Source organism: Nocardia arthritidis, assembly GCF_011801145.1.
In the GTDB taxonomy this organism is placed as follows: Bacteria; Actinomycetota; Actinomycetes; order Mycobacteriales; family Mycobacteriaceae; genus Nocardia; species Nocardia arthritidis_A.
On the sequence record NZ_CP046172.1, the window covers coordinates 5,360,086 to 5,385,893 of the forward strand.

A 25,808-nucleotide genomic window follows, 5' to 3' on the forward strand; every position below is an offset into this window, starting at 1 on the left:
CGACGGCGCGCAGCACCCGTCGCAGGCGATCGGCGAATCCCGCGATCGTGCCCGGGTCGAAAAGGTCGGTGGCATAACCGAGTCGGACCGGAATGGCCCCGTCGCGATCAGGGGTGTCGGTCAGCGTGAGGGTCAGGTCGAATCGTTCGACGCCGGTGTCGACGCCGGAGGGGGTCACGTCGACGCCGGGCAGTTCGATCCCTTCCGCGTCGAGGTTGTGGAATGCGAGCAGCACCTGGAACAGCGGATGATGCGCCTGGCTGCGCGGCGGATCCAGTGCCTCCACCACCTGCTCGAACGGCACCTCGGCATGCTCGAACGCGGCCAGGTCCACACCGCGTATCCGGCCGAGCAGTTCGGCGAACGACACCGACTCGTCCACCCGCACGCGCAACACCACCGTATTCACGAACATGCCGACCAGCTCGTCCAACACGGCCGAGCCGCGACCCGATACCGGTGAACCCACCGCGATATCGCCGCTGCCGCAAAGGCGCGACAGCACCACCGAGAGCGCAGCGTGGAACACCATGAACACGGTCGCCCCGTGCGACCGCGCCACCGCATGCAGGCCGTCGACCACCGCCGGATCGAGTACGAAGCCATAGGTCCCACCCTTGTGGGATGCGACAGCAGGCCGTGGCCGATCTGTCGGCAGCTCCAATACCTCCGGCAGATCGCGCAATTCGTCGGACCAGTACCGAAGCTGCCGGGAAAGCGGCGAATCCGGGTCGTCCGGCGAACCCAGCGATTCCCGCTGCCACAACGCGTAATCCGCGTATTGCAGCGGCAACGGCGCCCAATCCGGTGGCCGCCCAGCGCGCCTGGACGAGTACGCGGTCGCCAGGTCCCGCGCCAGCGGACCCATCGAGAAGCCGTCCGCACCGATATGGTGCACCACCATCACCAGGACGAACTCATCGCGCCCCACGGACAAGAGCCGCACCCGCAACGGGACCCGCCGCGCCACATCGAATCCCACCCGCACTATGCCGGAAACCGCACTCGCCAGCTCGGTCTCGGCCACCGGCGCCGGACGCATATCCACGTCGACCGCATCGGCCAGTCCCTCGACCGGAATCACGGATTGGAACGGGACGCCGTCGATATCCGGGTAGCGGGTACGCAGTACCTCGTGCCGGGCGAGCACATCCCACAGCGCCGCCGACAATGCCGCCACATCCAATCCACCGGACAGCCGAAGCACCAGCGGAATGCTGTAGGCGACCGATTCGGGCGCGAGCCGATTCACGAACCACATCCGCTGCTGCGCGAACGAAAGCGGCACCCGTTCGGGCCGCTCCCGGCGGCTCGGTATCGGGCCGTCGACCGCCGCCCGCGCGGAAACCGCTCGCGCGGAGATCAATTCGGCGAGCTCGCGAACCACCGACGCATCGAAGATGTCGCGCACCGCTACGGCGACACCCGTCCCCTCGGCCAATCGGGCGGCAAGCCGCGTCGCCGACAACGAATTGCCGCCCAGCGCGAAGAAGTCGTCGTCGGCCCCGATCCGGTCCGCCCCGAGCACCTCGGCGAATACCGCCGCGACGCGCTCTTCCCACGGTGTCGACGGCGCACGATAATCCGCGCGTGCGAATACGGGCTCCGGGAGGGCCGCCCTGTCCACCTTTCCATTCATGGTCAGCGGCAATTCGTCGAGCACCAGCACCCGATCCGGCACCATGAACCCCGGCAGCCGCCGTCCCACGGCCCGCCGCACTCGCACCGGGTCGGCGGCACCGGTCACATAGGCAACCAGCCGTGCGCCCGAATCGGGTTCGTGCACAACAACAACGGCCTGTTCGATGCCGTCCAGCTCGCACAGCGCGGCCTCGACCTCACCCAATTCCAGCCGCTGGCCGCGCACCTTCACCTGGAAGTCGGATCGGCCGACAAAGGTCAAAACCCCGGTGTCCGAGCCGGTTTCGTCGAGATTCCAGCGAACGAGATCCCCGGTGCGGTACAACCGGCTCCCCGGCGGCCCGAACGGATCGGCGACGAACCGCGACGCGGTCAGCCCTACCCGGCCCCGATAGCCTTGCGCCACACCGGGACCCGATACGTACAGCTCACCGGCCACACCCACCGGCACCGGGCGCAACCACGCGTCCAGCACCACCACCGACATGCCGTCGATGACCGAACCCATGCTGACCGGATCGCCGACGCGCAGGTCCGCACTGCCGGTCACCCAGATCGTCGCCTCGGCCGGGCCGTACAGGTTGTACACCTTGCGCCCGCCCGTGATATCCGTTCGCGACCAGCTCGACACCATGGCTGGTTGGCAGGCCTCGCCCGCCGCGATCAGTGCTTCCAAGTCGTCGAGCCCGGCGGGATCCAGTGCGGCCGCGACGGTCGGGGTGAGCACCGCGTGGGTAACCCGTTCGATCCGCATCAGCTCGGACAGGGGTTGCCCGCCATACGCTTCCGGCGGGGCGATCACCAGCGCCGCGCCGCCGGAGACCGCAAGCAGCAGCTCGAATACCGCCGCGTCGAAGGTGCGTGCCGCGACGCCGAGCACCCGCGAATCCGGGCCGACCCCGAAACGCGCTCGCTGAGCTTCGCATACGCCCGCCAGCCCGGCGTTGGTGACCTCGACACCCTTCGGCCGTCCGGTCGAACCCGAGGTGTAGACGACGTATGCCGTACTGCCGACCAGTAATCGGCCACATCGCTCGGCATCGGTCACCGGAGCCGGCGAGCATCCTTCGAGCCGCGCCGCCACCGCGGCATCGTCCAGCAGCAGCCACGAGACCCCGTCCCGCGGCAGCGCCTCCGCGTAGCAGCCCAGCGTAATACCAACCCGCACAGCGGAATCCGTACACATGAAATGATTGCGCGCCAGCGGATGACCCGGATCGAGGGACAGGAATCCCGCCCCGGTCTCGGCGATAGCCCACACTGCCGTCACCCATTCCAACGAGCGCGGCATCCCCACCGCCACCACGGACCCCGGACCGACGCCGTGCCCGATCAGCAACCGCGCCAGACGGTTCGACCGCTCAGCCAACTCCGCGTAGGAGATGCGGCGATCGCTGTCCACCACCGCGCATCCGGCCGGGTTGGCCGCCACCGCCTCGGCCAGCAATGCGGGCAATGTCGTGGCCGCGATGTCCGCGCTGCCGCCGCCCCAGCGCAGCAGCCGTTCCCGCTCCGATATCGGCAGGGTTTCGATCGCACGCACCCGGATGCCCGGATCGACGGTGATGGCGCGCAACACCTCTCGCAGTCGTCGCGCGAGCATCCCGACCGTGGCCGCCGTGAATGCCTCGGTCCGGCATTGGAGCCGGACCCGCAGGCCGTCCTGCACGGTGACGCTACAGGTCAAGGGGTAGTGCGTGGAATCGGCGGCGGCGACCCCGGTGACCGCGAGCTCTCCTTCACCGGTGAGCCGCCGAATGCCTTGCATATCAATGGGATAGGACTCGAGTACCATCACGGTGTCGAAAAGGGTGTCGTAGCCGGTGAGCTCGTGGATATCGGTCAGGCCGATGTGATGGTGGTCGAGCAGCGCGGCCTGCTCATGTTGTATCCGGGTCCACAGACCGCCGACGGTCTCGGTGGGATCCAGGCGGATTCGAGTCGGAATCGTGTTGATGAACAGGCCGATGGTGTGCTCGGCGGCGGGCAATTCGGCCGGACGCCCCGACACCGTGGTGCCGAAGACGATATCGGTCCGGCCGCTCAGCTGTGCGACCATCATCGCCCACACCGATTGCACGACGGTGTTCACCGTCACCCCGGCCGCGGCGGCCGTAGCCGCGAGTTCCCTGGCGCCGGTCTCGTCGACCGTTATCCATTCGTCCGCGACGGCGCCTGCGCCGGAGTTGCCCGCGACCAGTGTCGGTTCGGCTCCGTCCAATGCGGCCGACCATGCCGCGAGCGCCGCGTCGCGATCGCGAGTTGCCAACCACTCCAGGAAGTCTCGATATGAACCCGGGGCCGGGATGCTGTCGTCGCCCGCGTAGTCGGCGAACAGTTCGGTGATCAGGAGCGGGTACGACCAGCCGTCGAGGATGACGTGGTGGTTGGTCAGGATAACCGCCCATCGATCGGCGCTCAGCCGGACCACCGTGAATCGCAGCAGCGGCGGCACTTTCGGATCGAATCGGTGCGCCTGCGCCGCCGCGGCCTTTTCCGCCAATCCCGCCTCGGGGTCCGGGTCATCCGTGAGATCGACTACCTGCCAAGGCAATTCGATGTCATCACAGACGAGCGCGACGCGTTGTCCGGTACCGGTGGTGGTGAATGCGGTCCGCAAACTCGCATGCCGGTCCACAAGGGCGCGCGCGGCCGCATGCAGGCGGTCGACGTCCAGCCTGCCCGCCAAATGCAGGATCAGTTGCGCGACATAGGCGTCCGTCTCGGTGGCGGCGGTCAGTTCGGTATGGAAGAGCAGTCCGGCCTGCAACGGTGTCACCGGCCATACGTCACTCAATGACGGGTGGGCGCGGTCGAGCGCGGCGACTTCCGATCGGTCCAGCGCGACGAGCCGGAAATCGGACGGGGAGTGGATACCGGCCGGGGCGGTTTCGGCATGCTCGGCGATCGCCGTCAACACCTGCGACCACAGTCGCGCCAACTCTTCGATCTCGTTGGCGTCCAGCAGCGTACGCGGGAACCGGAAATCGGCGCGCAAGCGGTCCTCGATGACGATCGCACTCACGTCCACCGCGGTGGTCACCGGCATCTCTGGGTCGGCGGTGACATTCAGGTCACCCAATCCGCCGTCGATTCCGCCGCGGAAAGCGTTGTCCCCGTTGCCGATCTGGCCGAGGTAGTTGAACCCGATGCGCCCGGGCATCCAGGCGGGCAGCAGATCCGCGGTTTCGGGTTCAAATACCGCAGCATCCCGTAACCGATGCCCTTGTCCGGAATCGAACGCAGCGTCTCCTTCACCGACAACACCGCCGCCACAACAGCATCCCCACCGGCGGCCACATCTCCCGGATCGATATCGGTCAGATCGAAGCACACCGGGAACATCGAGGTGAACCAACCCACCGTCCGCGACAAATCCGCACCGGCAAGCACCTGCTCCTCGCGACCATGACCCTCCAGCCGAACCAACACCGACGGCTCGCAGATCCCCTGACCCTCACGCCAAATCCGCACCGCCACAACCAAACCCGCAAGCAAACCATCATTCACACCACCGTGGAACACCGCCGGAACCCGGGTGAGCAACGACCGCGTCACCGATTCCGGCAGCTCGACCCGCACCCGATCCAGCGTCGCCGCCGTATCGATCTCCGGATCCAGCTCCCGCCCACCCAGCACCGGATCGACACCCGACACCATCGACTGCCACAACCCCAACTCCGCAACGCGAGCCGCCTCCCCGGCGGCAGCGACCAGCCCGTGCGCCCAGCGCCGCACGGACGTCCCGACCGGCTCGAGCACCGGAACCCCGCCCGCCCGCGCCTGTTCCAGCGCCGACATCAGATCCGCACCAGCACCCGCCACGACACACCGTCGACCACCAGATGGTGCGCCACCACCATCAACCACCCCGGCACACCAGCACCCACCGGATCCAGCCAAACGAACTGCACCATCACCCCACCGGTCGGATTCAACCGGCTCAGGGCCGAATCCAACTCTGCCGCAGCGATATCCGTCACCACGGCAAGACCGGTCCCGGAATCGAGCTCATCGATCGCGCGTCGGCGCAGCGCCCCACCCGCGCCGGTATCAGCCGAATCCGATACCTCCTGCCGCATCAGGGCAGCGACCTCATCCGCCGGGGCAACCACCAGCGACCATTCCCCGGAATCGCTGCGCCGCAACCGAGAACGCAATATGTCATGACGCGCCAGCACTGCGCCTACGGCCGCGGCCAAATCCGCCGCATCGACACCATTCGGCAGCCGCAGCACCACATGCTGGTCGAACCGATCGAATCCCTTCCCCCACTCCACCATCCACCGCGCCACCGCCAACAGCGGCATCTCCCCCACCCCGCCACCGGCGAATTCCACCAAACCACCGGACCGGTCGGCCGACCGCGCATGCGCCGCCAACCGGGCCGGGGTCCGCTGCTCGAACACATCCCGGGGACCGAATACCACCCCCAGCACCCGCGCCTTCGAACAAACCTGGATCGAAACGATCGAATCTCCGCCCAGCGCAAAAAAATCGTCGTCGACACCGACCCGCTCCACCCCGAGCACCTCGGCGAAAACTCCGGCGACGATTTCCTCCGCCGGATTCGTCGGTGCGCGAAACGCCCGCGGAGCCACCACCGGTTCCGGCAATGCCCGACGATCGACCTTGCCGCTACTGGTCAACGGCAACTCGTCGAGCACCGTCACCGTGTCCGGCACCAGGTAACCCGGTAACCGTTCGCCCATCGATTCCCGCACGACGGCCGGATCGATCACGGATCCGACTCGGGCAACGACATACGCGGCGAGCCGTGAATCGGTGCGTTCGCCGGAGGTCTGTAGGACCACGACGGCTTCGGCGATTCCTTCGGTCGCGCAGAGCGCGGCCTCGACCTCGCCCAACTCCAACCGCTGCCCGCGCACCTTCACCTGAAAGTCGGATCGCCCGACGAACTCCAAACACGTTGCACCCGAACCAGATTCGTCAATAGACTGCCGCACGAGATCGCCGGTCCGGTACAGCCTGTTCCCCGGCTCACCGAACGGATCCGCGACGAACCGCGACGCAGTCGCCCCCGCCCGGCACCGATAACCCCGCGCCACACCGGAACCCGATACATACAGCTCGCCGACCACACCGGTAGGCACCGGGCGCAGCCACGCGTCCAACACCACCACGGACATCCGCGCGATCGGACCACCGATCCGGACCGGTCGACCGGCGACGAGCTCGCTACCCGTCACCCAGATAGTGGCCTCGGCCGGGCCGTACAGATTGTGCACCCGACGCACACCCGCCGAATCCGTACCAGCCCACCGCGACACCACCTGCGACGAACACCGATCACCACCGGTCAACACCACCCGCAAATCATCCAAACCCACCGGATCCACCGTCATCGCAACAGCAGGAGTCAAAAACGCATGCGTGATATGCCGGTCACGCAGCAACTCCCAAAGCGGCTGTCCCCCATACGCATCCCGGGGAGCCAACACCAAAGCCCCGCCACCCGAGACAGCCAGCAACAATTCCAGGATCGCCGCATCGAACGTGCGCGCCGCGACACCGAGCACCCGTGAATCGGTATCGACCGCGCACCGGCGCACGTGATCGGCGACCACAGCGGCCAGCCCGGCATGGGTCACCGCCACACCCTTCGGCTGCCCGGTCGAACCCGATGTATAGATCACATAGGCCGTATTCGCGGGCCGCACCACCCCGCACCGCTGCGCGTCGGTGACCGCGTCACCCTCGCACAGTTCGAGCTCCGCCGTGACGATCGGATCGTCCAGCGCCAGCCAAACGATGCCGTCCCCGGGTAACGAAGCGCCATCCCGTCGCGTCGTAATGCCCACCCGCACACCGGAATCCGCGCAGACGAAAGCATTGCGCTCGGCCGGATGGTCCGGATCCACCGAGACGAATGCCGCACCCGTCTTCGCGATCGCCCACACCCCGAGAACCCACTCCAGCGATCGGCCCGATCCGATCGCCACCACCGACTCCGGGCCTATCCCCCGGCCGATCAGCAACCGCGCCAACCGATTCGAGGACTCGTCCAACTCCCGATACGAAAGCCACCTGTCCCCGTCCACCACCGCGACGGCATCCGGATCCACCGCGGCCAGCAAATCCGGCAGCGTCGGATCACCGTCGATGACAGGAAGTTCCACGGTTCCGCTGCTGCACCACTCGCACACCAGCCGATGCCGCTCCATCGGCGACAGGACGTCGATTTCGCGCACCGGGATCGTCGGATCGGCGGTGACCGTCCGAAGCACCTGTCGCAGCCGTTCAGCGAGCACCTCGATCGTGTCCGGGTCGTAAAGGTCCGTGGCATAACCGAGTTCGACCGGTATGGCGCCGTCGCCATCGGGTGCGTCGGTGAGCGTGAACGTCAAATCGAAACGCTCGACGCCGGTTTCGGCGCCGGACGCGGTCGCCACGACACCGGGCAGATCCAGCTTCGCCTGATCCAGATTGTGGAAGCCGAGCATCACCTGGAACAGCGGGTGGTGCGCCTGGCTGCGCGGCGGATCCAGCGCCTCCACCACCTGCTCGAACGGCACCTCCGCATGCGCGAACGCATCCAAGTCCACGCCGCGGACTTCCGACAGCAGTTCGGCGAACGGCACCGACTCGTCTACCCGGACCCGCAACACCACGGTGTTCACGAACATGCCGACCATATCGTCGAGTTCCGCCGCGCCGCGGCCGGATACCGGCGAACCCACCGGGATATCGGCGCTGCCCGACAACCGCGACAGCACGACCGCAAGGGCCGCGTGGAACACCATGAACACCGTGACCCCGCGCGCGTGCGCCAGCGCTCGCAATCGGTGCACCACCGCGGGTTCCACGACGAAATCGAAGGTCGCACCCCGATGCGAGGCCACCGGCGGACGCGGCCGATCGGTCGGCAACTCCAAAACCTCTGGCAGTTCGTGCAATTGGCCAGCCCAGTAGCGCAACTGGCGGGCGAGCAGCGAATCCGCGTCCGCCGCCGAGCCCAGCAGCTCCCGCTGCCACAGCGCGTAATCGGCGTACTGCACCGGCAGCGGCACCCAATCGGGCTGCCGCCCAACGGCCCTCGCCGAGTACGCCGCTCCGAGATCGCGCGTCAGCGGACCCATGGAGAATCCGTCGGCGTTGATGTGGTGCAGCACCATCACCAGAACGAACTCGTCGGGTCCCGGTGCGAAGAGCCGCACCCGCAGTGGAACCCGCTGCGCCACATCGAAACCCGCCGACACCACATCGGCGATCGCATCCGGCAGGTCGGCCGCGGCCACCGGCACCGGGCTCAGATCCACCTCCGCCATCGAAGCCAATTCCTCGACCGGCACGGTGACCTGGTACGGGATCCCGTCCGCATCCGGGTACCGGGTGCGCAGAACCTCGTGCCGGACAAGCACGTCCCAGACCGCCGCCGCCAGCGCGGGCACCCGCACCGCACCCGACAGCCGGACGACGATCGGAATGCTGTAGGCCACCGATTCCGGCGCGAACCGGTTCACGAACCACATCCGCTGCTGCGCATAGGACAGCGGCACCCGCTCGGGACGCGGCCGCGCGGTCAGGCGCGGTCCGTCGGATGTCAGCGGCGAATTCGCCATCCGGGCAGCGAGCAGCGCGGCGAGTTCGGCGACCACCGAGGTATCGAATACGTCGCGCACCGCGACCGCGACGCCCGCACCGTCGGACAGCCGCGCCGACAGCCGGGTCGCGGACAGCGAATTCCCGCCCAGCGCAAAGAAATCCTCGTCGACGCCGACCCTGTCGACCCCGAGCACCTCGCCGAACACCGTCGCGACGAGCTCCTCCAGCGGCGTCGACGGCGGCCGATAATACGCGCGCGCCGCCGCGGGCTCCGGCAGCGCGGCCTTGTCGACCTTGCCGTTCACCGTCAACGGCAGGCGATCCAGCGCCATCAGCACGTCGGGCACCATGTATCCGGGCAGCCGGTCACCGAGCCGGTCGCGGATCAACCTCCCCAAAGATGCCGGGCCACACCATTTCTCGTCCATCCGCAGCAGCTCGGCGCTTTCCTCGCCGAGACCGGGCTCGGCGCAGGCACGGATGGCGTAGACGATGTGCAGATCGGTTCCGACGACATTCGGCGAAACGCGCGCCGCCACCTCGAATCCGTGTTCGCACAACAGCTTTTCGACACCCGCCAACCGGTCCTCGACATCGTGGACCTCGAGCACCATCCGATCGATGAACGACCAATGACACGGCTCGATACCACGCAACGCATCCAGCTCACTGCCCTCTACATCGATCTTCAGCAGATCGATGTGGTCGATCCCGTATTCACGGATGATGTGTGACAGGGTGCGGATAGCGACGTCGACCTGCTCGAATTCGAGCCGGTCGGCGATCAGCTGATCGACATACCTGTCCCCCAGATCGCGGCTCTCCGCCTCGAATTCGTGGTGGATGAAGGATTCGAGGATCTCGTGCTGCACCCTGCTGTCGGTCCCACGACCGGACAGCACCGACATCTCCGGATAGTAGGTGAAGGTATCGGTGGTCGATTCCGCACCGATCGCGTACGGCACCAAAGTCGCGTCCAGACCGTGCAATGCCGCATTGGCCTCATACATCCGCCGCAACTCCGGCATCGGTTCCACCGCAAAGATTTTCACGGCCGGCGACATCCGCTTCGCATAGATCGAGAACATCCCGATATGCGAACCGACGTCCACCACACAACCGGTCTTCGGCACCGTCACACCGGCGTGGCAGTACTCCGCGGTCTCGAAGATCTCCTCGTACAGGAACTCGACATTCGACCGGTTACGGCCGACCACCGGCATACCGTTCGGCAGCTCATGCAATTCGTGGGCCTCGATCACGCCATCACGCTGTAATTCAAGGCATTTCGCGGCAACGGGTGCGTAGCGCGTATCCGGTACGAAGTAGGCCACCAGCTGTTTGGCCGGTGCCGCGTCCGGTGTGGCCGGTGCGGTGGTGTGGGTGGTGACGACGGCTTGGGCCACCGCGTCCTGTGCCGCGAGGACGGCCTCGATCTCGCCGAGTTCGATACGGTACCCGCGGATCTTGACCTGCTCGTCGATGCGGCCGACGTATTCCAGCACACCGTCTTGCGACCACCGGACCACGTCGCCACTGCGATACAACCGCCCACCGGCGGGATCGAATGGATCGGCGACGAAACGCGACGCCGTCAAACCGGGCCGACCCAAATATCCCCGCGCCACTTGAACACCGGCGACATACAGCTCACCCGCGACACCCTCCGGCACCGGGCGCAGCCACGAATCCAACACGTACACACGCAGATTCGCCAACGGCACACCGATCGGGCTCACACCGACCTCGCCGGACCATTCCGCGAGCACCTGCTTCGTCACATGCACGGTGGTCTCGGTAATGCCGTACATATTCACCAGCACCGGACCCTCGGCCGACCGCCAACGCTGTAATCGGCTGGGATCCAACGCCTCACCGCCGAACACCACCATCCGCAACGCCGAATCGGCAGCATCACACCCGGACTCGAGCAACGCATAGAACGCCGACGGCGTCTGATTCAGGATCGTCACCCGTTCCGAGACAACCAGATCCCACAACTCAGCAGGCGAATACGCCACCTCACGCGGCACCACCACCACGCGACCACCGTGCAGCAGCGCACCCCAAATCTCCCACACCGAGAAATCGAACGCCTGCGAATGACACCACGCCCAAACATCATCCGAACCAAACCCACACCAAACTTGCGTCCCACCGAACAGCGACACCGCATTCGCATGAGTCACCGCAACACCCTTGGGATTACCCGTCGTACCCGACGTATAGATCACATACGCCACGTTCCCCGGACACAACCTGCCCGAATCACCGCGACACACCGGACCGTCCGTCAACTGATCGATGCGCAGACACGGAACATCAACGGCCCGAACGAGATCGGCAGTGGTCTCGTCCACAATGACCAACTCGGGCGCGGCGTCGGTGAGGATATAACCGACCCGTTCCGGCGGCGACGCCGGATCCAACGGCAGATAGGCGGCACCGCTCCGAAGTATCGCGAGCATCGCCGTGATCAGCGCTATCCCCTTCGGAAGCGCAACGGCAACAATGCTTTCCGGGCCAGCACCATACGATCGAAGCACTGCGGCCAAACGATCCGCGTCCACATCGAGCTCACGGTAGGTCACCCGTCGCGCACCCGCGACGACGGCGATCGCATCGGGTGTGTCGGCGGCCTGCCGATCGAACAGATCGACAAGGGTCGCACCGGAATCGATCGGGACGGCGGTGTCGTTCCACTCCCGCAGCAGACGCGAGCGTTCATCGTCGGCGAGCAGTTCGATATCACGCAACAGCGTCGCGGGCTCGGTCACGACGGCCCGCAGGAATTCGTGGAAGAACCGGAGGAACCGGCGGTGATGGGCGGCGAGTTCTTCCGGCGTATACAGGTTGTGGTTGGCGACGAAATCCAGCCTGGTGTGGCCGGAGCGCGCGCCGGAGTAGACGCTCACGGACAGATCCGCGACCAAACCCGGTGTCAGCACCTGGAATTCGCCGACGATAGGGCCGAGGGCGATCCGCGTATCGAACATCATCAGATCCACGTATGGACCGAAAACCTGTGTCTGGGAGACGCTTTGGCCCATATCCCGGAACATGTCCTCTTGCCGGTAGCGCTGCCTGCGGAGTACGTCTATCAGCTGCCGCTGCACCGCCGCGATCAGTTCGCCCGCGGTATCGGTCGCGGCGGTGGTGATCCGGAACGGGACGGTGTTCGCCAGCATGCCGCCGGAACGCAGCGCCGCCGCGGTGACCCGCGCGGAGACGGGCAGGCTGAGCACGACGTCGTCGCCGCCGGTCATGCGGCCGAGGAAGATTCCGAATGCCGCCAGAATCGGCACCGCGGGATTCGTCGATGTCGCTTTGACGGCGGCGTCGAGCAATTCGCAAGTCTCCGGCGGAAATACGCCGCTCACCGAAATCGGATGCGCGTCGGCCTGTGCGTCGCGTCCGGCCAGGCTCACCGGCGCGGGCAGATCCGCCAATCGGCGCGACCAGAATTCGCGATCGGATTCGAAGCGTTCGGAGGCGCGATATTGGGCGTCCGCGGCGACCAGATCGGCCAGGGCTTGAATCTTCGCCGCCGCCGGTTCCCTGCCCTCGAATGCGGCGGTGTACAGCTCGCCGACCCGATTCAACAGGGAAATCGCGGCGAGCCCATCCAATGCGATGTGATGGGCTCGCACGTACCAGAACCAACGCCGCTCATCCACCCGCAGCACCGCGGTGGCGATCAGCCGATCCCGATGCAGATCCACCGGTCTGCTGTATTCCGCGCGCATCCATTCGTGCGCCGCGGCGACCGGATCCGGCGCCGTGCGCATATCCAGGCACCGGACCGGTTCGTCCAACGGACGGTCCACCACCTGCCGCACCGCGCCGTCCACCTCGATCAGGCGCAGCCGCCCGGCCCCGAACTCACCGGCCACCCGCCAGAACGATTCGGTGAGCAATTCGACATCCAGATCGCCGCGCAGATCGATACACAGCGCATTGGTGATCGGCGTCGAACCGGCCAGTTGTTGTGCGAACCAAATTCCCTGTTGAGCTGCCGAAAGCGGAAAGGGAACGGTCAATTCGGCTCCTGCGGCTAGAGGCTGGTGGAATTTACGATGCGGAGCGGGACATACTTTCCAGCGTGGCCAGCGAATCGAGCCCGGCGAGCACCTCGGCGCTGGGAATGCCGAAATCGATCAGGCAGGCGATCTCGTCGACACCGATCTCCCGCAGGCGCGCGACCATCGATGACGTGGAATCCGGCGTGCCGAACAGGCCGTTGCTCCGGTAGTAGCGCTCGAATGCGAAATCCAGCACCTTGGCGCGCGATTTCTCGTCCAGGCTGTCCAGCGCGGCGGAGCCCCGCCGCCACAGGTCGACCGAATCCTCGAGATAACTTTTGAACGGTCCTTCGACGGCGCGCCGCACCGAGTCGGAGTTCTCGCCGACAAAGGTGTGCAGCATGACCGTGACGGTGCCATCGCCCTCACCGTGCCCGGCCCGGGCCGCGCGATATGCCGCGATCTTGTCCGCCAACTCGTCCACCTCTTGAAACAGCAGTGCGGTAAGCACATTCACGCCGAGAGCGCCCGCCATCTCGAAGCGTTCGATGCCGCCGCTGCAGGTGAGCCAGGTGGGCAGGGCCGGTTGGACCGGCGCCGGGAATATTCGCACCGAGCGCTGCTCACCCATTCCGTTCGGCAGCGAAATCGGCTCTCCCCGCCACAGCCGCCGCACGGTATCGATACCCGACCGGGTTATCTCGACCCGGTCGGCATAGTTGTGGCCGGCGAGCACGAAATCGTCGGCATTCCAGCCGGTGGCGAATGCCACGTCGACGCGTCCGTCGGACAGGTTGTCGACCACCGACCAGTCCTCGGCGACGCGCACCGGATTATGCAGCGGCAGAACAACACTGCCCGCCCGGATGCGGATCCGCCGGGTGCTCGCCGCCAGCGCGGCGCCGAGCACCGCCGGATTCGGGTACAGCCCGCCGAATTTGTGGAAATGCCGCTCAGGCACCCAGATGGCCTTGAATCCGTTGGCATCGGCGAAACGGGCGCTTTCCAGCAGCAGTCGGTAGCGCTCATCGGAATTCTGCTGTGCGTCGCTGGAGAAGAACAGCAAACTGAAATCCATGGGCCGACGGGACGACTCGGAATCGGCGCCGTTGCCCGCCCCGGCCAGTTCGGCGACATCGGCGAGGCTGAGGCCGTCGAAGATCTGTTCCGCGGTGATCTCCGTGCCGTACTGATCCTCCAGAATGGTCATCAGCTCGGCCGCTTTCACCGAATCGAGGCCGAGCGAGGTGAGCGGCGAGTGGGGGTCCACCGATTCGCGTTCCAGTCGCGCGGTGGCCCACTCGACAAAGTATTCCAGTACCGCGGGACGGGTCGTGGTTTCGGTCATATCGCGCTCTCCTCCAATGCCGCCGCTGACGAATATTCCGCACGCAAACGTTGCCGCTGAATTTTTCCGCTGGTTGTCTTCGGTACCTCACCTTTGCCGACGAATACGACCCGGTGTAGGCCGATCGCATGCTCGCGGCTCACGATGTCGCGAATCGAACCAGCCAATTCCGCCGCGCCGTCGTCGTCCAGCGGAGCATCGAGTTCCTGCACGACCATCACCCGGTCCTCGTTATCGATATTCGCCGCGAATACGGCGCAGCCACCGGGCCGCAGCATCGGATGGGCTGCCAGGATCGTCCGCTCGATATCCTGTGGGAATACATTGCGGCCGTGCACGATCATCAACTCCTTGATGCGCCCGGATATGTACAGCTCGCCGCCGCATACGAAGCCGAGATCGCCGGTCCGCAGATATTCGCGCCCGTCCGCGCCGGCGATCCGTGCCGCGAAAACTCGCTCGGTCTCGTCGGGTTTGTTCCAGTATCCGGCGGCGATACTTTCGCCGCGCAGCCATATTTCGCCGACCCGGTTCTCCGCGCACCGCGTCCTGGTGTCCCGGTCGACGATGGCGATATGTTCCGGATCGGCGGGACCCATGCCGAGTAGCTCTCGGCCGCACGGGTTTTCGGTCGCCACGCCGTGTTCGATATCCTCGGTCGAGAAGTATCGCGAACGCGCGCCCGAACGCAGCGGTCCACCGCTGACGTACAGGGTGGATTCGGCCAATCCGTAACAGGGCACGAAGCTTTCCGCGCGAAATCCGCTCACCGCGAAGGTTTCCGCGAACTTCCGCAGCGTATTCGGATCCACCGGTTCGGCGCCGACGAATGCGGCGGTCCAGCCGCTGAGATCGAGCCGCGCCGCATCGGCCTGGGATACCCGCTTCACACAGAGGCCGTAGGCCAGATTCGGGCCGCCCGCCATGACGTTGCCGCTCTCGGATATCGCGCGCAGCCAGGTGAGCGGGTCGCGCAGGAAGGTCATGGGCGCCATGAGGGTGCCGGGAATTCCGGCGAACATCGGCAGCAGTATTCCCTGTATGAGGCCCATATCGTGATATGGCGGCAGCCAGGAGACCGTGGAACTGTTCCTGGTGAGCTCGAAATTCCGCTCCATCAACCCGAGGTTGTGCATCAGATTCCGATGAAGTACCGCAACGCCTTTGGGGGCTCCGGTCGAACCCGAGGTGTATTGGAGAAAGGCGATATCGTCCGGCTCGGGGGGCGATTCGAGGCTCGTGCCACAATCCGGCTCCGGCCCGGCCGAACTGCTATCGATAATGCGAATATCGGCACCGAGCAGCCCATTGTCCACGGGTACCGCTGCCAGCGGCGCGATGGCCGCCACCACGCCGCTGTCCCGGATAATCGCCGCCAGGGTGGCCCGCTGATGCGCGGTGAACGGAAGGTGCGCGGGGACCGCGATCCGCCTGGCCGTCAAGCAGGCGAAAAACGCCTCGACGAATTCGGGGCCGGGTGGGCAGAGCAGCATGACGCGATCGCCGGGTGCGGTGACTTCCCGTACCCGCTGCGCCAACGGGGCCACCCGGTCCCACAGGTGGCGATAATCGACCTCCCGCTTCGCTTCCCGGTGGCCTGCGAATACATATGCGGTCCGGAGCGGGGTCTGCCGCGCGCGCAGTGACAGGATATCCACCAGCGTGCGTGGGCCATACGCAGATTGTTCGTCGACCATTGATACCTCCGCATCGGAAAAAGACAGAGCAAATCCGGTGTGCGAAAACGATTCTCGGCGATACGCCGATACATACGGCCGCGAACCGGTCGGTCAGTTCCGCCGTGCGGCCGTCAGAAAGCTACGATCTCGGTAGGCAATGCCGGGGGCGGGTACCGCATTCCGTCGACGACCACCCCGACGAATAGACCGATTCCGCTACGGTCGGCGCCTTCCTTCCCGTTACCCGCATGCGCCTGGCTCCTCCCGGATCCTCGGCCGCTGCGCCCGGCCGTCCGTTGCGTCGACCGGCCGGGCAGCGGCTACCCGAAATAGCTGCTAAAGGAATAGTTCAGGCCTCATCTTGGCAGAACCCGGCGGTCACACCGCGATATTCGATCATTACGGCCGATGTGTCGCCCCGTGACCGGGGTATTCGTCCCGGTCGGTCATCCAATTCCGGTATACCTCGCGGCGCGCCGGAAAAACCCGCCGACGGGCCGATCGGCGGCCGCACCAACACGTGCGTGACAGGGGTCCCAGCGGACCGGACATATCCGGCGACTCAGCTCGGCATTCCCAATTTGCTCTGGCCATCGCGAACAATCCCGCCCAAGAAATCCCGGAAACGCTCTTCCGGTGTGCCGAACGGGTTGTCGTTGATCAGATACGTCCAGGTCGAGGTGGGGCGTTTCAGGCCGAGCGCTTCGAGATCCGCACCGTCGTCGGTGATTTCGACCCGATCGAATGTCTCGGCCGAGCGCCGATATGCTTCCGGTAGGAATTCGCTGAATTCGGCGACCGCGATGCGGTGGAATTCGTCGATGGGGGTCTCCCGTCCCAAGGCGCGCAGGTGAATTCCCTCGCGCACATCGGCCAGGTATGCCAGATGTTCGCTCCAACAGCGGTCCAGGTGGTAGAGCACGATCGCCCTCGCGGTATCGCTCAGCGCTTCCGCCCCCGCCGTCTCCAGCAGTAGCTCGTATCGTTCCGAGCACAGTTCGCGCAGTCGCCGCGGCGCCTCGTCACCCGTCAGCACCTGATGGCGGTGGTCGAGGACGACCTCGCGCTGGATATTGATCAGGTTGTGGTAGCGCCAGGTGTCGCGGTGGATCTCGAGGTGCACACCCTCGGCGACCCGCTGGGCGTGTGCCATGGCCCGCCGGGCCCGCGCGGAGCGCACCCGCCCGTCCTCGCCGGCCTCGACCCGGCGCCGGGCATCCGGAAGGTGTACCAGCACATCGTCTTCCATGCTGGTGAAGAAGACCGAACTGCCGGGATCGCCCTGACGTCCGGAGCGGCCGCGCAGCTGATCGTCGAGCCTGCTCGTGTGGTAATGCCCCGAGCCGACCACACACAGCCCGCCGAGTTCGGCAACGCGCTCGCGGCCCGCGCCGTCCACCGAGCCGAGCCGAATATCGGTGCCGCGGCCCGCCATCTGCGTCGAAATCGTCACCCGCCCGAATTCGCCTGCGCGAGCGATGATTCCGGCCTCCTCGGCATCGTTCTTCGCATTGAGCACCACGCCGTCGATACCCGCCTCGGCCAGCATGCCCGCGATCAGCTCGGATTCGGCAACGCTCAAAGTGCCCAGCAGGACCGGTCTTCCGGTCTCGTGCACGGTGCGCACGTACTCGACGATCGCGGCCTGCTTCTGCGCCATGGTCGCGTACATCCGGTCGGGCTCGTCGTCGCGCACGCACGGCACGTTCATCGGGACGCGTCCGGTCTTCAGCCGGTAGAACTCCGCCAGCTGATCGGCGACGGCCACCGCGGTTCCGCTCATCCCGCACACCGTGCGATAGCGACCGATCAACGCCTGCACCAGGATCGAGTCGAGCACCTCGCCGGTCGGGCTGGCGGCGAGCCCTTCCTTGGCCTCCACCGCCGCCTGCAATCCGTCGGGCCAGCGCTGCAGCAGCGCCACCCGGCCGCGGGCGACATTGATCAGCTGCACCTTGCCATCGCGGACCAGGTAGTCGACATCGCGGTGCAGCAGCGCCCTGGCGTGCAGTGCGAGCTGTACCTTGGTGAGCAGTTCGGCGTGCGTGTCGGTGTACAGGTCGACGCCGCCGAGCCGGTGCTGGACCAGGTCGATTCCGGCGTCGGTGAGAAAGACGTTGCGCCGGTCGCCGTCGACCTCGTAGTGCTCCCCAGTGGTGAGCTCGCGCACGAGCCGGGCGAAGGTGATCTCGTTGCGCCCGCGGTCGACATCGCCCGCCAGCACCAGCGGCACCGTCGCCTCGTCGACCATCACCGAGTCGGCCTCGTCGACGATCACCACGTCCGGCGCGGGCAGCACCACCTCCGCGGGGTCCGTGCGCAACCGGTCGCGCAGCACGTCGAAACCGACCTCGCTCACCGACACGTAGGTCACGTCGCAGGTGTACGCCGCCCGCCGGTCCGCCCAGTCGGCCTGCTGATCCACCCAACCGACCGAGACGCCGAGCATCGCGTACAGGTCGCGCATCCATTCCGCGTCGCGGCGGGCCAGGTAGTCGTTCACCGACACCACGTGCACCCGCCTGCCCTGTAGCGCGAATCCGGCCGCGGCCAGTGCGCCGGTCAACGTTTTGCCCTCACCGGTCGCCATCTCGACGACGTATCCGTTGAGCAGCGCGACCACGCCGATCAGCTGGACGTCGAACGGTGTCTCGCCCAAGGTCCGGCGCGCCGCCTCCCGGCCGAGCGCGCACACCTCGGCGAACTCGTCCCGGTCGAACGGCCGGTCCGGCGTCGTGCGCAGCCGCTCGGCCGCCGCCGTCAGCTCGTCGTCGGACAGTGCGCGCAGCACGTCCGCGCGCTCGCCCGCCGCCGCGACCACCCGCCGGTAGCGCAGCACGTTCTCGGTGCCGGGCCGCTCGATGAGCCGCCGCACCCGCTGCCACACGCCATCGCCCCTACTGCCCATCGCCAGACCTGACCTCACCGCTGCGCAACAACTGACCGGATGTCCGAACATACCCTCGGCGACAGGCGGGTTCACCAAACGACCCCACTGGCGACGTCTCGACGCGCGCGCTGCACACCGCGGCGGCGTTCGGGCGCACCGACCGCCACGAACTCGCCGATCTCGGCCCGCTACCGCGGCTCGGCGACGTCGAGATCGGCGACATCCTGGTCCGGCGCTATCTGGACCCGCTGCACCGGACCGATACGCCCGAACTGTATCTCGATACGTTGCAGCACTACCTCGACAGCATCGAATCCACCGCGCGGCGATTGATCGTCCATCCCAACACCATTCGATACCGGATCGATCGGTACCATGCGCTCACCGGCGTCGACCTACGCAAACCCGCTGTCGCACTGGAACTTTGGTGGGCCCTGCAGCGGCATCGGCTGCAACGTCGCGCGGTCTTCGACCTGCCGCCGGACTGAGCGCGTTCACGGCAGGTTCAGCGACGTCCCGGTTCGTCGCGGCCGATCCGGCGCAGTTCCGAAGCCGTCCATGCCTGCCAGATCCGCATCTGGTCCTCGGTCGCCGGGCGTCGTCCGTTCGCCTCCATCGCCTCGATCGTCGCCATCGCCCGATCGATCGCCGCTTGCCGCTGCGGGGGCAGTGTCATGTTGCGCTCCAGCACTTTTCGCGTGATCGTCGCCCAATCCTCGGGGCTGATAGGCATCCGGATTCCTTCCGAGCTCGTCCAGGTGGATGTAGATCCGCGTATCGCCGGGCACGACCGATTCGACCCGGAAGCGGGTTCCCGGCGGGAAAACCACCTCATCGCGCTCATCACTCGCCCACGAAATATCCTTGCCGTGACGGGAATTGATGATCAGCTCGACATTTCCCGCCATCGCCGCCAGTTTGTCGCCACAGGAGAACCCGCTGTCGCGTACGACATTTCCGCTCCGGTACGCCTCCAGGAAGACATCCAACTCGGCCGGATCATCGATCCGCATCGACCGGTAGACCGTCCCGATGTGATCGGGCAGCTTGTTGTATGCGCCGACCAGCGTGCGGATCTCGATGTCGTACCTTTCGAGCAAGGATTCGTCGCCGCCTCGGGTGGCCTGATTCAGCAGGTTGTTGAACGAGGCGGACATATTTCGGCCGATGAGCTCTATTTCGGCATCGGAGACATTCACCAGCTCGGGGAACTCGTCGATTCGGGCCGCGCGGATATCCGCGTGCTCAGGTCCGATACCTCGGTTGCGCGCGTACTCCCACTCCATCATCGGGTCGTAATAGTCGGAATTGGCGTAGTACGACCTGGCCTCGAGGGGCAGCTTCAACCTGTTCTCGGCTGTGTCGGGCGGTGATTCGCGGTGATCCGAACCGGGCCGGTGATGCCGTGGGGAACCGGGTCGCGCACCATCCGGGATGCCGCCGAAATACGGTGCCGACACCATGAACGGAACCAGAACCGGCTGCGACGCTTCATGATTCGCACCGTCGGCCGCCTGCTCAGCTGCCGAATCCGCGCCCTCGGATCGTTCTGCGGCTGAGGTAGATTCGCCGTGCGCTGCCGACGGCACCACCGAAACGTTCTCGGAACGCCGCGGGTTGCCGGATTGCGGTATTTCCTGCCGCCCTGGTTGTGCCGCACCGAGCTCGGAACGCGGTGAACCCTCGTGCGTTGCGGTATACGACGCTTCGTTTCGCACCGGCATCGGAGGCGCCGCGACCTCTGTCCGCTGTGGTGCTGCAAAACTCGTTGGCACACCAGACGATTCGAATCCGGTTGTCGAGCGAGACGGGATATGACCTGTATCGAGGCGTTGCGGTACACCCGAATAGACCTGTGCGACAGGAGAGGACGGCTGAGGTGCGACAGGACTCGCCTCGACCCGTTGCGGCGTACCAGGTTGAGTCGGCGCGGAAGGTGTCTCGACGCCACTCGACAGCCGCACCGGGACAGGACCAGAGTCCGTACGTTGCGGTGCATTCGAAGGGGCTTGCGTCGGCACATCAGACCTCGTCGGCAGACCGGTCAGGGCCGGACCGGAGTCCGTTCGCAGCGGCGCACCCGAATGCGACGTCACGACAGGTACTTCCGAACCAGACGTCACACGACCCGGACCCGAACCGACGTCACTGCGCTGCGACACACCCGAATGCGACGACGCGGCAGGCGATTCCGATCCAGATGGCAGCCGAGCCGGAGCGGAAATCGTGTCGTGTCGCGCTGGCGCGCTGGGGTTCGCCGGTGCCGTGGGTGTTTCAGATCCGGCCGCCACCCTCACCGGAGCGGCATCTGGTCGCTGCGACGAGCCTGGGGTCGCCGGTGCGACAGGCGAATCCGGCACACGAGCCGGAACCGGGGCAACGTCGGCTCGCGGCGGGGTGGTGGGACTCGTTGGTGTGGTTGGTGTTTCGGTTCTTGGCATACTGGCTGGCGCTGCGACCATATCCGTTCGCTGTGGCGTGCCGGAATTCGTCGGCGCGGCGGGCGAATCGGCTCCCGATGACAGCCTGGCCTGTACGGGGATGGCGTCAGTGCGCTGGGGAGCGCTGGTCTGTATCGGCGCGGGCGCGTCGGTTGACGGACGGGCCTGGACAGGGGCGGCTTCCGTACGTTGCGGTACGCCGGTCTGCGTTGGCACAGGCGCGTCGGTTGACGGGCGGTGAGATACCGCAGGGTTGCCGTCTGTCGTTTGAGGGGTGCCGGGATGGGTTGGGGTGGTTGTTATTTCGGAGCGCGCCGGGGTGGGGTGGATGATGGGCTGACTCGGGGTGCTCGGTTGGGTCGGAGTGCTCGGCTGAACCGGAACGCTCGGCTGGACCGGCACACTCGGCTGGGGCGGGGTAGTCGGCTGACCTGGGCTACTGGGGTGACTCGGAACGCTCGGCTGGGCCGGAAGGCTCGGCTGCGCCGGAACGCTGGGCTGGGCCGGGGTAGTCGACTGAACCGGGAGGCTCGACTGACCCGGAGCACTCGGCTGAACCGGACTGCTCGGCTGACCAGGGACATTCGGCTGCGCCGGAGTAGTTGGCTGAACCGGGCTGCTCGGCTCAGCCGGAACACTCGGCTGGGGCGGGGTAGTCGGCTGACCCGAGCTACTCGGGTGACCTGGAACGCTCGGCTGCGCCGGGGTCGTCGGCTGAACCGGGCTGCTCGACTGAGCCGGAACACTCGACTGACCCAGAGCACTCGGCTGAACCGGACTGCTCGGCTGACCAGGGACATTCGGCTGCGCCGGGGTAGTCGGTTGAACCGGGCTGCTCGGCTGAACCGGAACACTCGACTGGGGCGGGGTAGTCGGCTGACCCGAGCTACTCGGGTGACCTGGAACGCTCGGCTGCGCCGGGGCGCTGGGCTGGGCCGGGGTCGTCGGCTGAACCGGGAGGCTCGACTGAGCCGGAACACTCGGCTGCACTGGGGTAGTCGGCTGGCCCGGGGCGCTCGACTGGCCCGGAACGCTCGGCTGACCCGGATTGCTCGACTGAACCAAGATGCTCGGCTGAGCCGGGACGCTCGGCTGCGTCGGGGTAGTCGGCTGAGCCGGGGTACTCAGGTGACCCGGAACGCTCGGCTGCACTGGAACACTCGGCTGGACCGGGGTAGTCGACTGACCCGGAACACTCGGCTGAATCAAGATGCTCGGCTGAGCCGGGGTAGCCGGGTGACCCGGAACGCTCGGCTGCGTCGGGACGCTCGGTTGGGTCGGGACGCTCGGTTGGGTCGGGACGCTCGGTTGGGTCGGGGTAGTCGGCTGTGCCGGGGTGCTCGGCTGGACCGGAGTACTCGGCTGGACCGGAGTACTCGGCTGGACCGGAGTACTCGGCTGGACCGGAGTACTCGGCTGGACCGGAGTACTCGGCTGGACCAGAGTACTCGGCTGGACCGGAGCGCTCGGCTGAGCCGGGACGCTCGGGTGACCCGGGCTGCTCGGGTGCCCCGGAACGCCCGGCTGCGTCGGGACGCTCGGTTGGGTCGGGGTAGTCGGCTGTGCCGGGGTGCTCGGCTGCGCCGGGACGCTCGGTTGGACCGGGGTACTCGGCTGAACCGGGACGCTCGGGTGACTCGGGCTGCTCGGCTGAACCGGAACACTCGGTTGTGGTGTTGCGACGCTTGGGCGTTGGGCTGGGTCGGGGCTTGGGGGTGAGGGTGGGTTCGGGCTGGTGGGTGTCGGATTGTTTTGCCGTGGTGTGGGTTCCGTGGTTGTCGGGTGTTGGGTTGGTGGGGTTTCCTGGTGCGGTTGGGGGTGGTCGGGGTGGGGTGCCGCGTTGTGTTTCGGCGGTGGTGGGGGCGTCGTGTGCAGTGGGCTGTGTGCTGGTCGGTGCGGAGTCGGCCGGTGTGTTCGTGCTCGTCGGGTGGACGACTTCCGGCAGGTCCAGCGATCCGTATCTGGTTGTGTCCGGGCCAGTGGACTGGTTTGCCGGATTCACCGGCGTGTCCTGGAGTGGCTTGGTTTCGGGAACGGATTGGTTCACGGTGGCGGTGGGGTGATCGGGTGTCGTCGATATGCGGCTGGTGGCGACGAGCTTCTCCGGCGGTGTATCAGTGTCCGCCCCGTGCTGGCCAGTTGAATCGTGCTGCGCCGCAGTGGTTTCCGTGTCGGATACGGTGCGTTCCGTAGACGGCTTCGCGCCGGTGAGATTTTCGGTGCGGCTCGCCGACATCACGTCGCCCGCGACCATCGACGCGGACTTGTCCGCGGGACGAACCGTGGACGAGGTGTCGGCGACGGCGTCGATATCAGTGGTCAAGGCGCTCGATCCGAGGCGCTGCCAGTCGTCGTTCGAGATGCCGCCGGCTACCGTGCGGGACTGCATGCGTTGGACGAGTTCACGCATCGCCATCTTGATGGTGACCTGGGTGGCCTTTCGGGCCGCCTCCGCCGCCGCGGACAGCTTCTCCGACTGTGACAGCGCCGCCGACGCCTGTGTGGCGAAACTGGTGAGCACACCGATGATCACCAGTTTGGTGTGCTCGATATCGCTGGCGCCATCCCCCAGGTTCTCGCTGAGCGCATGGCCTTTTTCGACGAGACTGTGCAACGCGCCCTGATCGCCCCCGATCCGTTTCCAGTATTCGGCCAACCCGTCGTGGGTCTTGCCCTCGCTGAGCGCGGCGAACACATCGCGCATCAGCCGCTCGGAATCGGTTTCGCTGCCGTCGAGCGCGGTGGCCATCTCCTGCCAGGCCGCCGCGGCGCGCCGCATCGCGGTCTCGTCGCCCTGCGGCCAATCCCCCTCTTCGACAACCAGTTTCGCAGCAGAGCGCAGGGAGTCTGGAATCTCGATACCCATATCAGGTCGCGAGCCCGTTGGTCGCGGCGGCGTTGACGGCATCCCGCGACTGCATGCCGTCGGCGACTTTCACAACGGCCGCACCGAGTTTCGTGAATACACCGGCCAGGCCATCGATACTTTTCAATCCGGCTTCGGCGGCCTGCTCATAGTTTTTCGCGAACGCCTGCCCCGCCGCATCGGTACCCCAGCATTCGCCTCCGGCGTCGAGCGTCTGCCGCAGTTTCGTCAGCGCGGCCGCGACCGTGCTGGCGGCATCGTCGAAGCGAGAACTGGTGCGCCGCAAGGCTTCCGGATCGACGTCGAGGCTGGTCATCGTACGTCCCTCAGGTATGAACCGGTGCGGTAGTACTCGTCCTCATCGATGACCTGCGGCTGCGGCTGCGAACTATCCGGCAGCATCTCCTGGAAGAGTTCCTTGATCCCGGGAGCGCCGGGCACCAGGTCGGGCAGGTCGGGCGCCGCGTCCGCGATATCCGTGCTCGCCGCGAACGCGGCCCGGGACCGCTCCTCGGCCAGCGCCGCGGCCGCTCGCGCCGCCCGGGCTATTGCCCGGCCCAGCTTTTCCGGCGTCGAACGCTTGAACGCCTCCGGAACCAGATGGACCTCCTTCGGCACCCCGGACGCATCGCACACCACCCGCACCAGCCGGTCCGGCGACCAGGCCTCCGCCGTCATCGCCGCCACCCGCGCCCTGGCCTCGGCGATTTCGCGCCGCTGTTGCTCGAACTGCGCCAGCAGCACCTGAATCCGGTCGCCCAATACCTCGTTGCGCGCCTCCGACGCGCCCCTTGCGCTGGCGTCCATCCGTGCCCCCGTTCCGAGAGATCCGTCAACCTATACCGACGCAACCGAACCGCAATCGGTTCCATCGAATTCACCGCGGCTCGCCCGCCCGCGATTCGCGCACAGCGATCCCGCGCATGCGATTGGTTACGCGAGAAACTGAAAGCTACGCGGGAACAACGCGGGTGGGACCGCAGCGCCGCATACCAACGCGCCACGCGGTCAGGCCGAGGCGAACCCGTCGTCGTAGTAGCGCAACCCATCAGCGAGCCCGTCGATCCGACGTTCACGCACAGTAATTGGCCTCCCACGCCGACTTAGGACCGCACCACCGCATGCCAATACGCCACGCGGCCAAGCCAGCGCGATCCCCGTCGTCGTAGTAGCGCAACCCAACGACGAGCCCGTCGGTTCGAAGTCCGCCCACAGCAATTCGCTTCACGCGCTTGAGACCGCAGCGCCGCATGCCAATACGCCACGCGGCCCGGCCAGTGCGATTCCGTCGTCGTAGTAGCGCAACCCATCAGCGAGCCCGTCGATTTCGAAGTCCGCACACAGCAATTCGCTTC

Annotated in this window: 11 protein-coding genes (1 of these 11 running past the window's edge); 1 reads left to right on the forward strand and 10 read right to left on the reverse strand. The window is 66.5% G+C overall.

What is annotated here, in order from left to right; all coding sequences use genetic code 11:
• The 6 genes from F5544_RS24085 to secA2 form a co-directional block, all read right to left on the reverse strand.
• A protein-coding gene (locus tag F5544_RS24085) for a non-ribosomal peptide synthetase (protein WP_167475295.1) crosses the window boundary here: on the reverse strand, nucleotides 1-4,804 show its beginning. 15,965 nt of this gene lie to the left of the window's left edge; only the first 4,804 of its 20,769 coding nucleotides appear in the window; the start codon lies at nucleotides 4,802-4,804; the stop codon falls past the left edge of the window.
• Nucleotides 4,711-5,466 (reverse strand): condensation domain-containing protein, encoded by a 756-nt coding sequence (locus F5544_RS24090; protein ID WP_167475296.1) that lies wholly within the window; start codon nucleotides 5,464-5,466, stop codon nucleotides 4,711-4,713. Before F5544_RS24090 ends, F5544_RS24085 begins: the two co-directional genes overlap by 94 nt.
• Nucleotides 5,442-13,247: a non-ribosomal peptide synthetase gene (locus tag F5544_RS24095; protein WP_167475297.1), complete on the reverse strand. Its 7,806-nt coding sequence runs from the start codon at nucleotides 13,245-13,247 to the stop codon at nucleotides 5,442-5,444. The genes F5544_RS24090 and F5544_RS24095 overlap by 25 nt, the downstream gene beginning before the upstream one ends.
• A gap of 31 nt (nucleotides 13,248-13,278) precedes the next feature.
• Nucleotides 13,279-14,577: a MupA/Atu3671 family FMN-dependent luciferase-like monooxygenase gene (locus F5544_RS24100; protein ID WP_167475298.1), complete on the reverse strand. Its 1,299-nt coding sequence runs from the start codon at nucleotides 14,575-14,577 to the stop codon at nucleotides 13,279-13,281.
• Entirely contained in the window at nucleotides 14,574-16,274 is a 1,701-nt protein-coding gene (locus tag F5544_RS24105) for a fatty acyl-AMP ligase (protein ID WP_167475299.1), read from the reverse strand. Before F5544_RS24105 ends, F5544_RS24100 begins: the two co-directional genes overlap by 4 nt.
• Nucleotides 16,275-16,818: 544 nt before the next feature.
• A complete protein-coding gene (secA2, locus tag F5544_RS24110; protein WP_167475300.1) occupies nucleotides 16,819-19,164 on the reverse strand; it encodes an accessory Sec system translocase SecA2 in 2,346 nt (781 codons plus the stop codon).
• Between the two features lie 269 nt (nucleotides 19,165-19,433).
• Here secA2 and F5544_RS46500 point away from each other — a divergent pair, with 269 nt between their 5' ends.
• Nucleotides 19,434-19,634, forward strand: coding sequence for a helix-turn-helix domain-containing protein (locus F5544_RS46500; RefSeq protein ID WP_238846621.1), 201 nt, complete (start codon nucleotides 19,434-19,436; stop codon nucleotides 19,632-19,634).
• 6 nt (nucleotides 19,635-19,640) lie between these two features.
• On the opposite strand, the gene F5544_RS46505 is transcribed toward F5544_RS46500, so the two are convergent.
• The 4 genes from F5544_RS46505 to F5544_RS24135 all read right to left on the reverse strand — a co-directional run bounded on the left by F5544_RS46505 (nucleotide 19,641) and on the right by F5544_RS24135 (nucleotide 25,260).
• Complete coding sequence (locus F5544_RS46505; protein WP_238846622.1) at nucleotides 19,641-20,609, reverse strand: hypothetical protein; 969 nt, start codon at nucleotides 20,607-20,609, stop codon at nucleotides 19,641-19,643.
• 1,864 nt (nucleotides 20,610-22,473) lie between these two features.
• Nucleotides 22,474-24,453, reverse strand: a complete 1,980-nt coding sequence (locus F5544_RS46510; RefSeq protein ID WP_238846623.1) for a hypothetical protein — start codon at nucleotides 24,451-24,453, stop codon at nucleotides 22,474-22,476.
• A 1-nt stretch (nucleotide 24,454) separates the two neighbouring features.
• A complete protein-coding gene (locus tag F5544_RS24130; RefSeq protein WP_167475302.1) occupies nucleotides 24,455-24,769 on the reverse strand; it encodes a WXG100 family type VII secretion target in 315 nt (104 codons plus the stop codon).
• Nucleotides 24,766-25,260 (reverse strand): YbaB/EbfC family nucleoid-associated protein, encoded by a 495-nt coding sequence (locus F5544_RS24135; protein WP_167475303.1) that lies wholly within the window; start codon nucleotides 25,258-25,260, stop codon nucleotides 24,766-24,768. The genes F5544_RS24130 and F5544_RS24135 overlap by 4 nt, the downstream gene beginning before the upstream one ends.
• Between the last annotated feature and the right edge of the window lie 548 nt (nucleotides 25,261-25,808).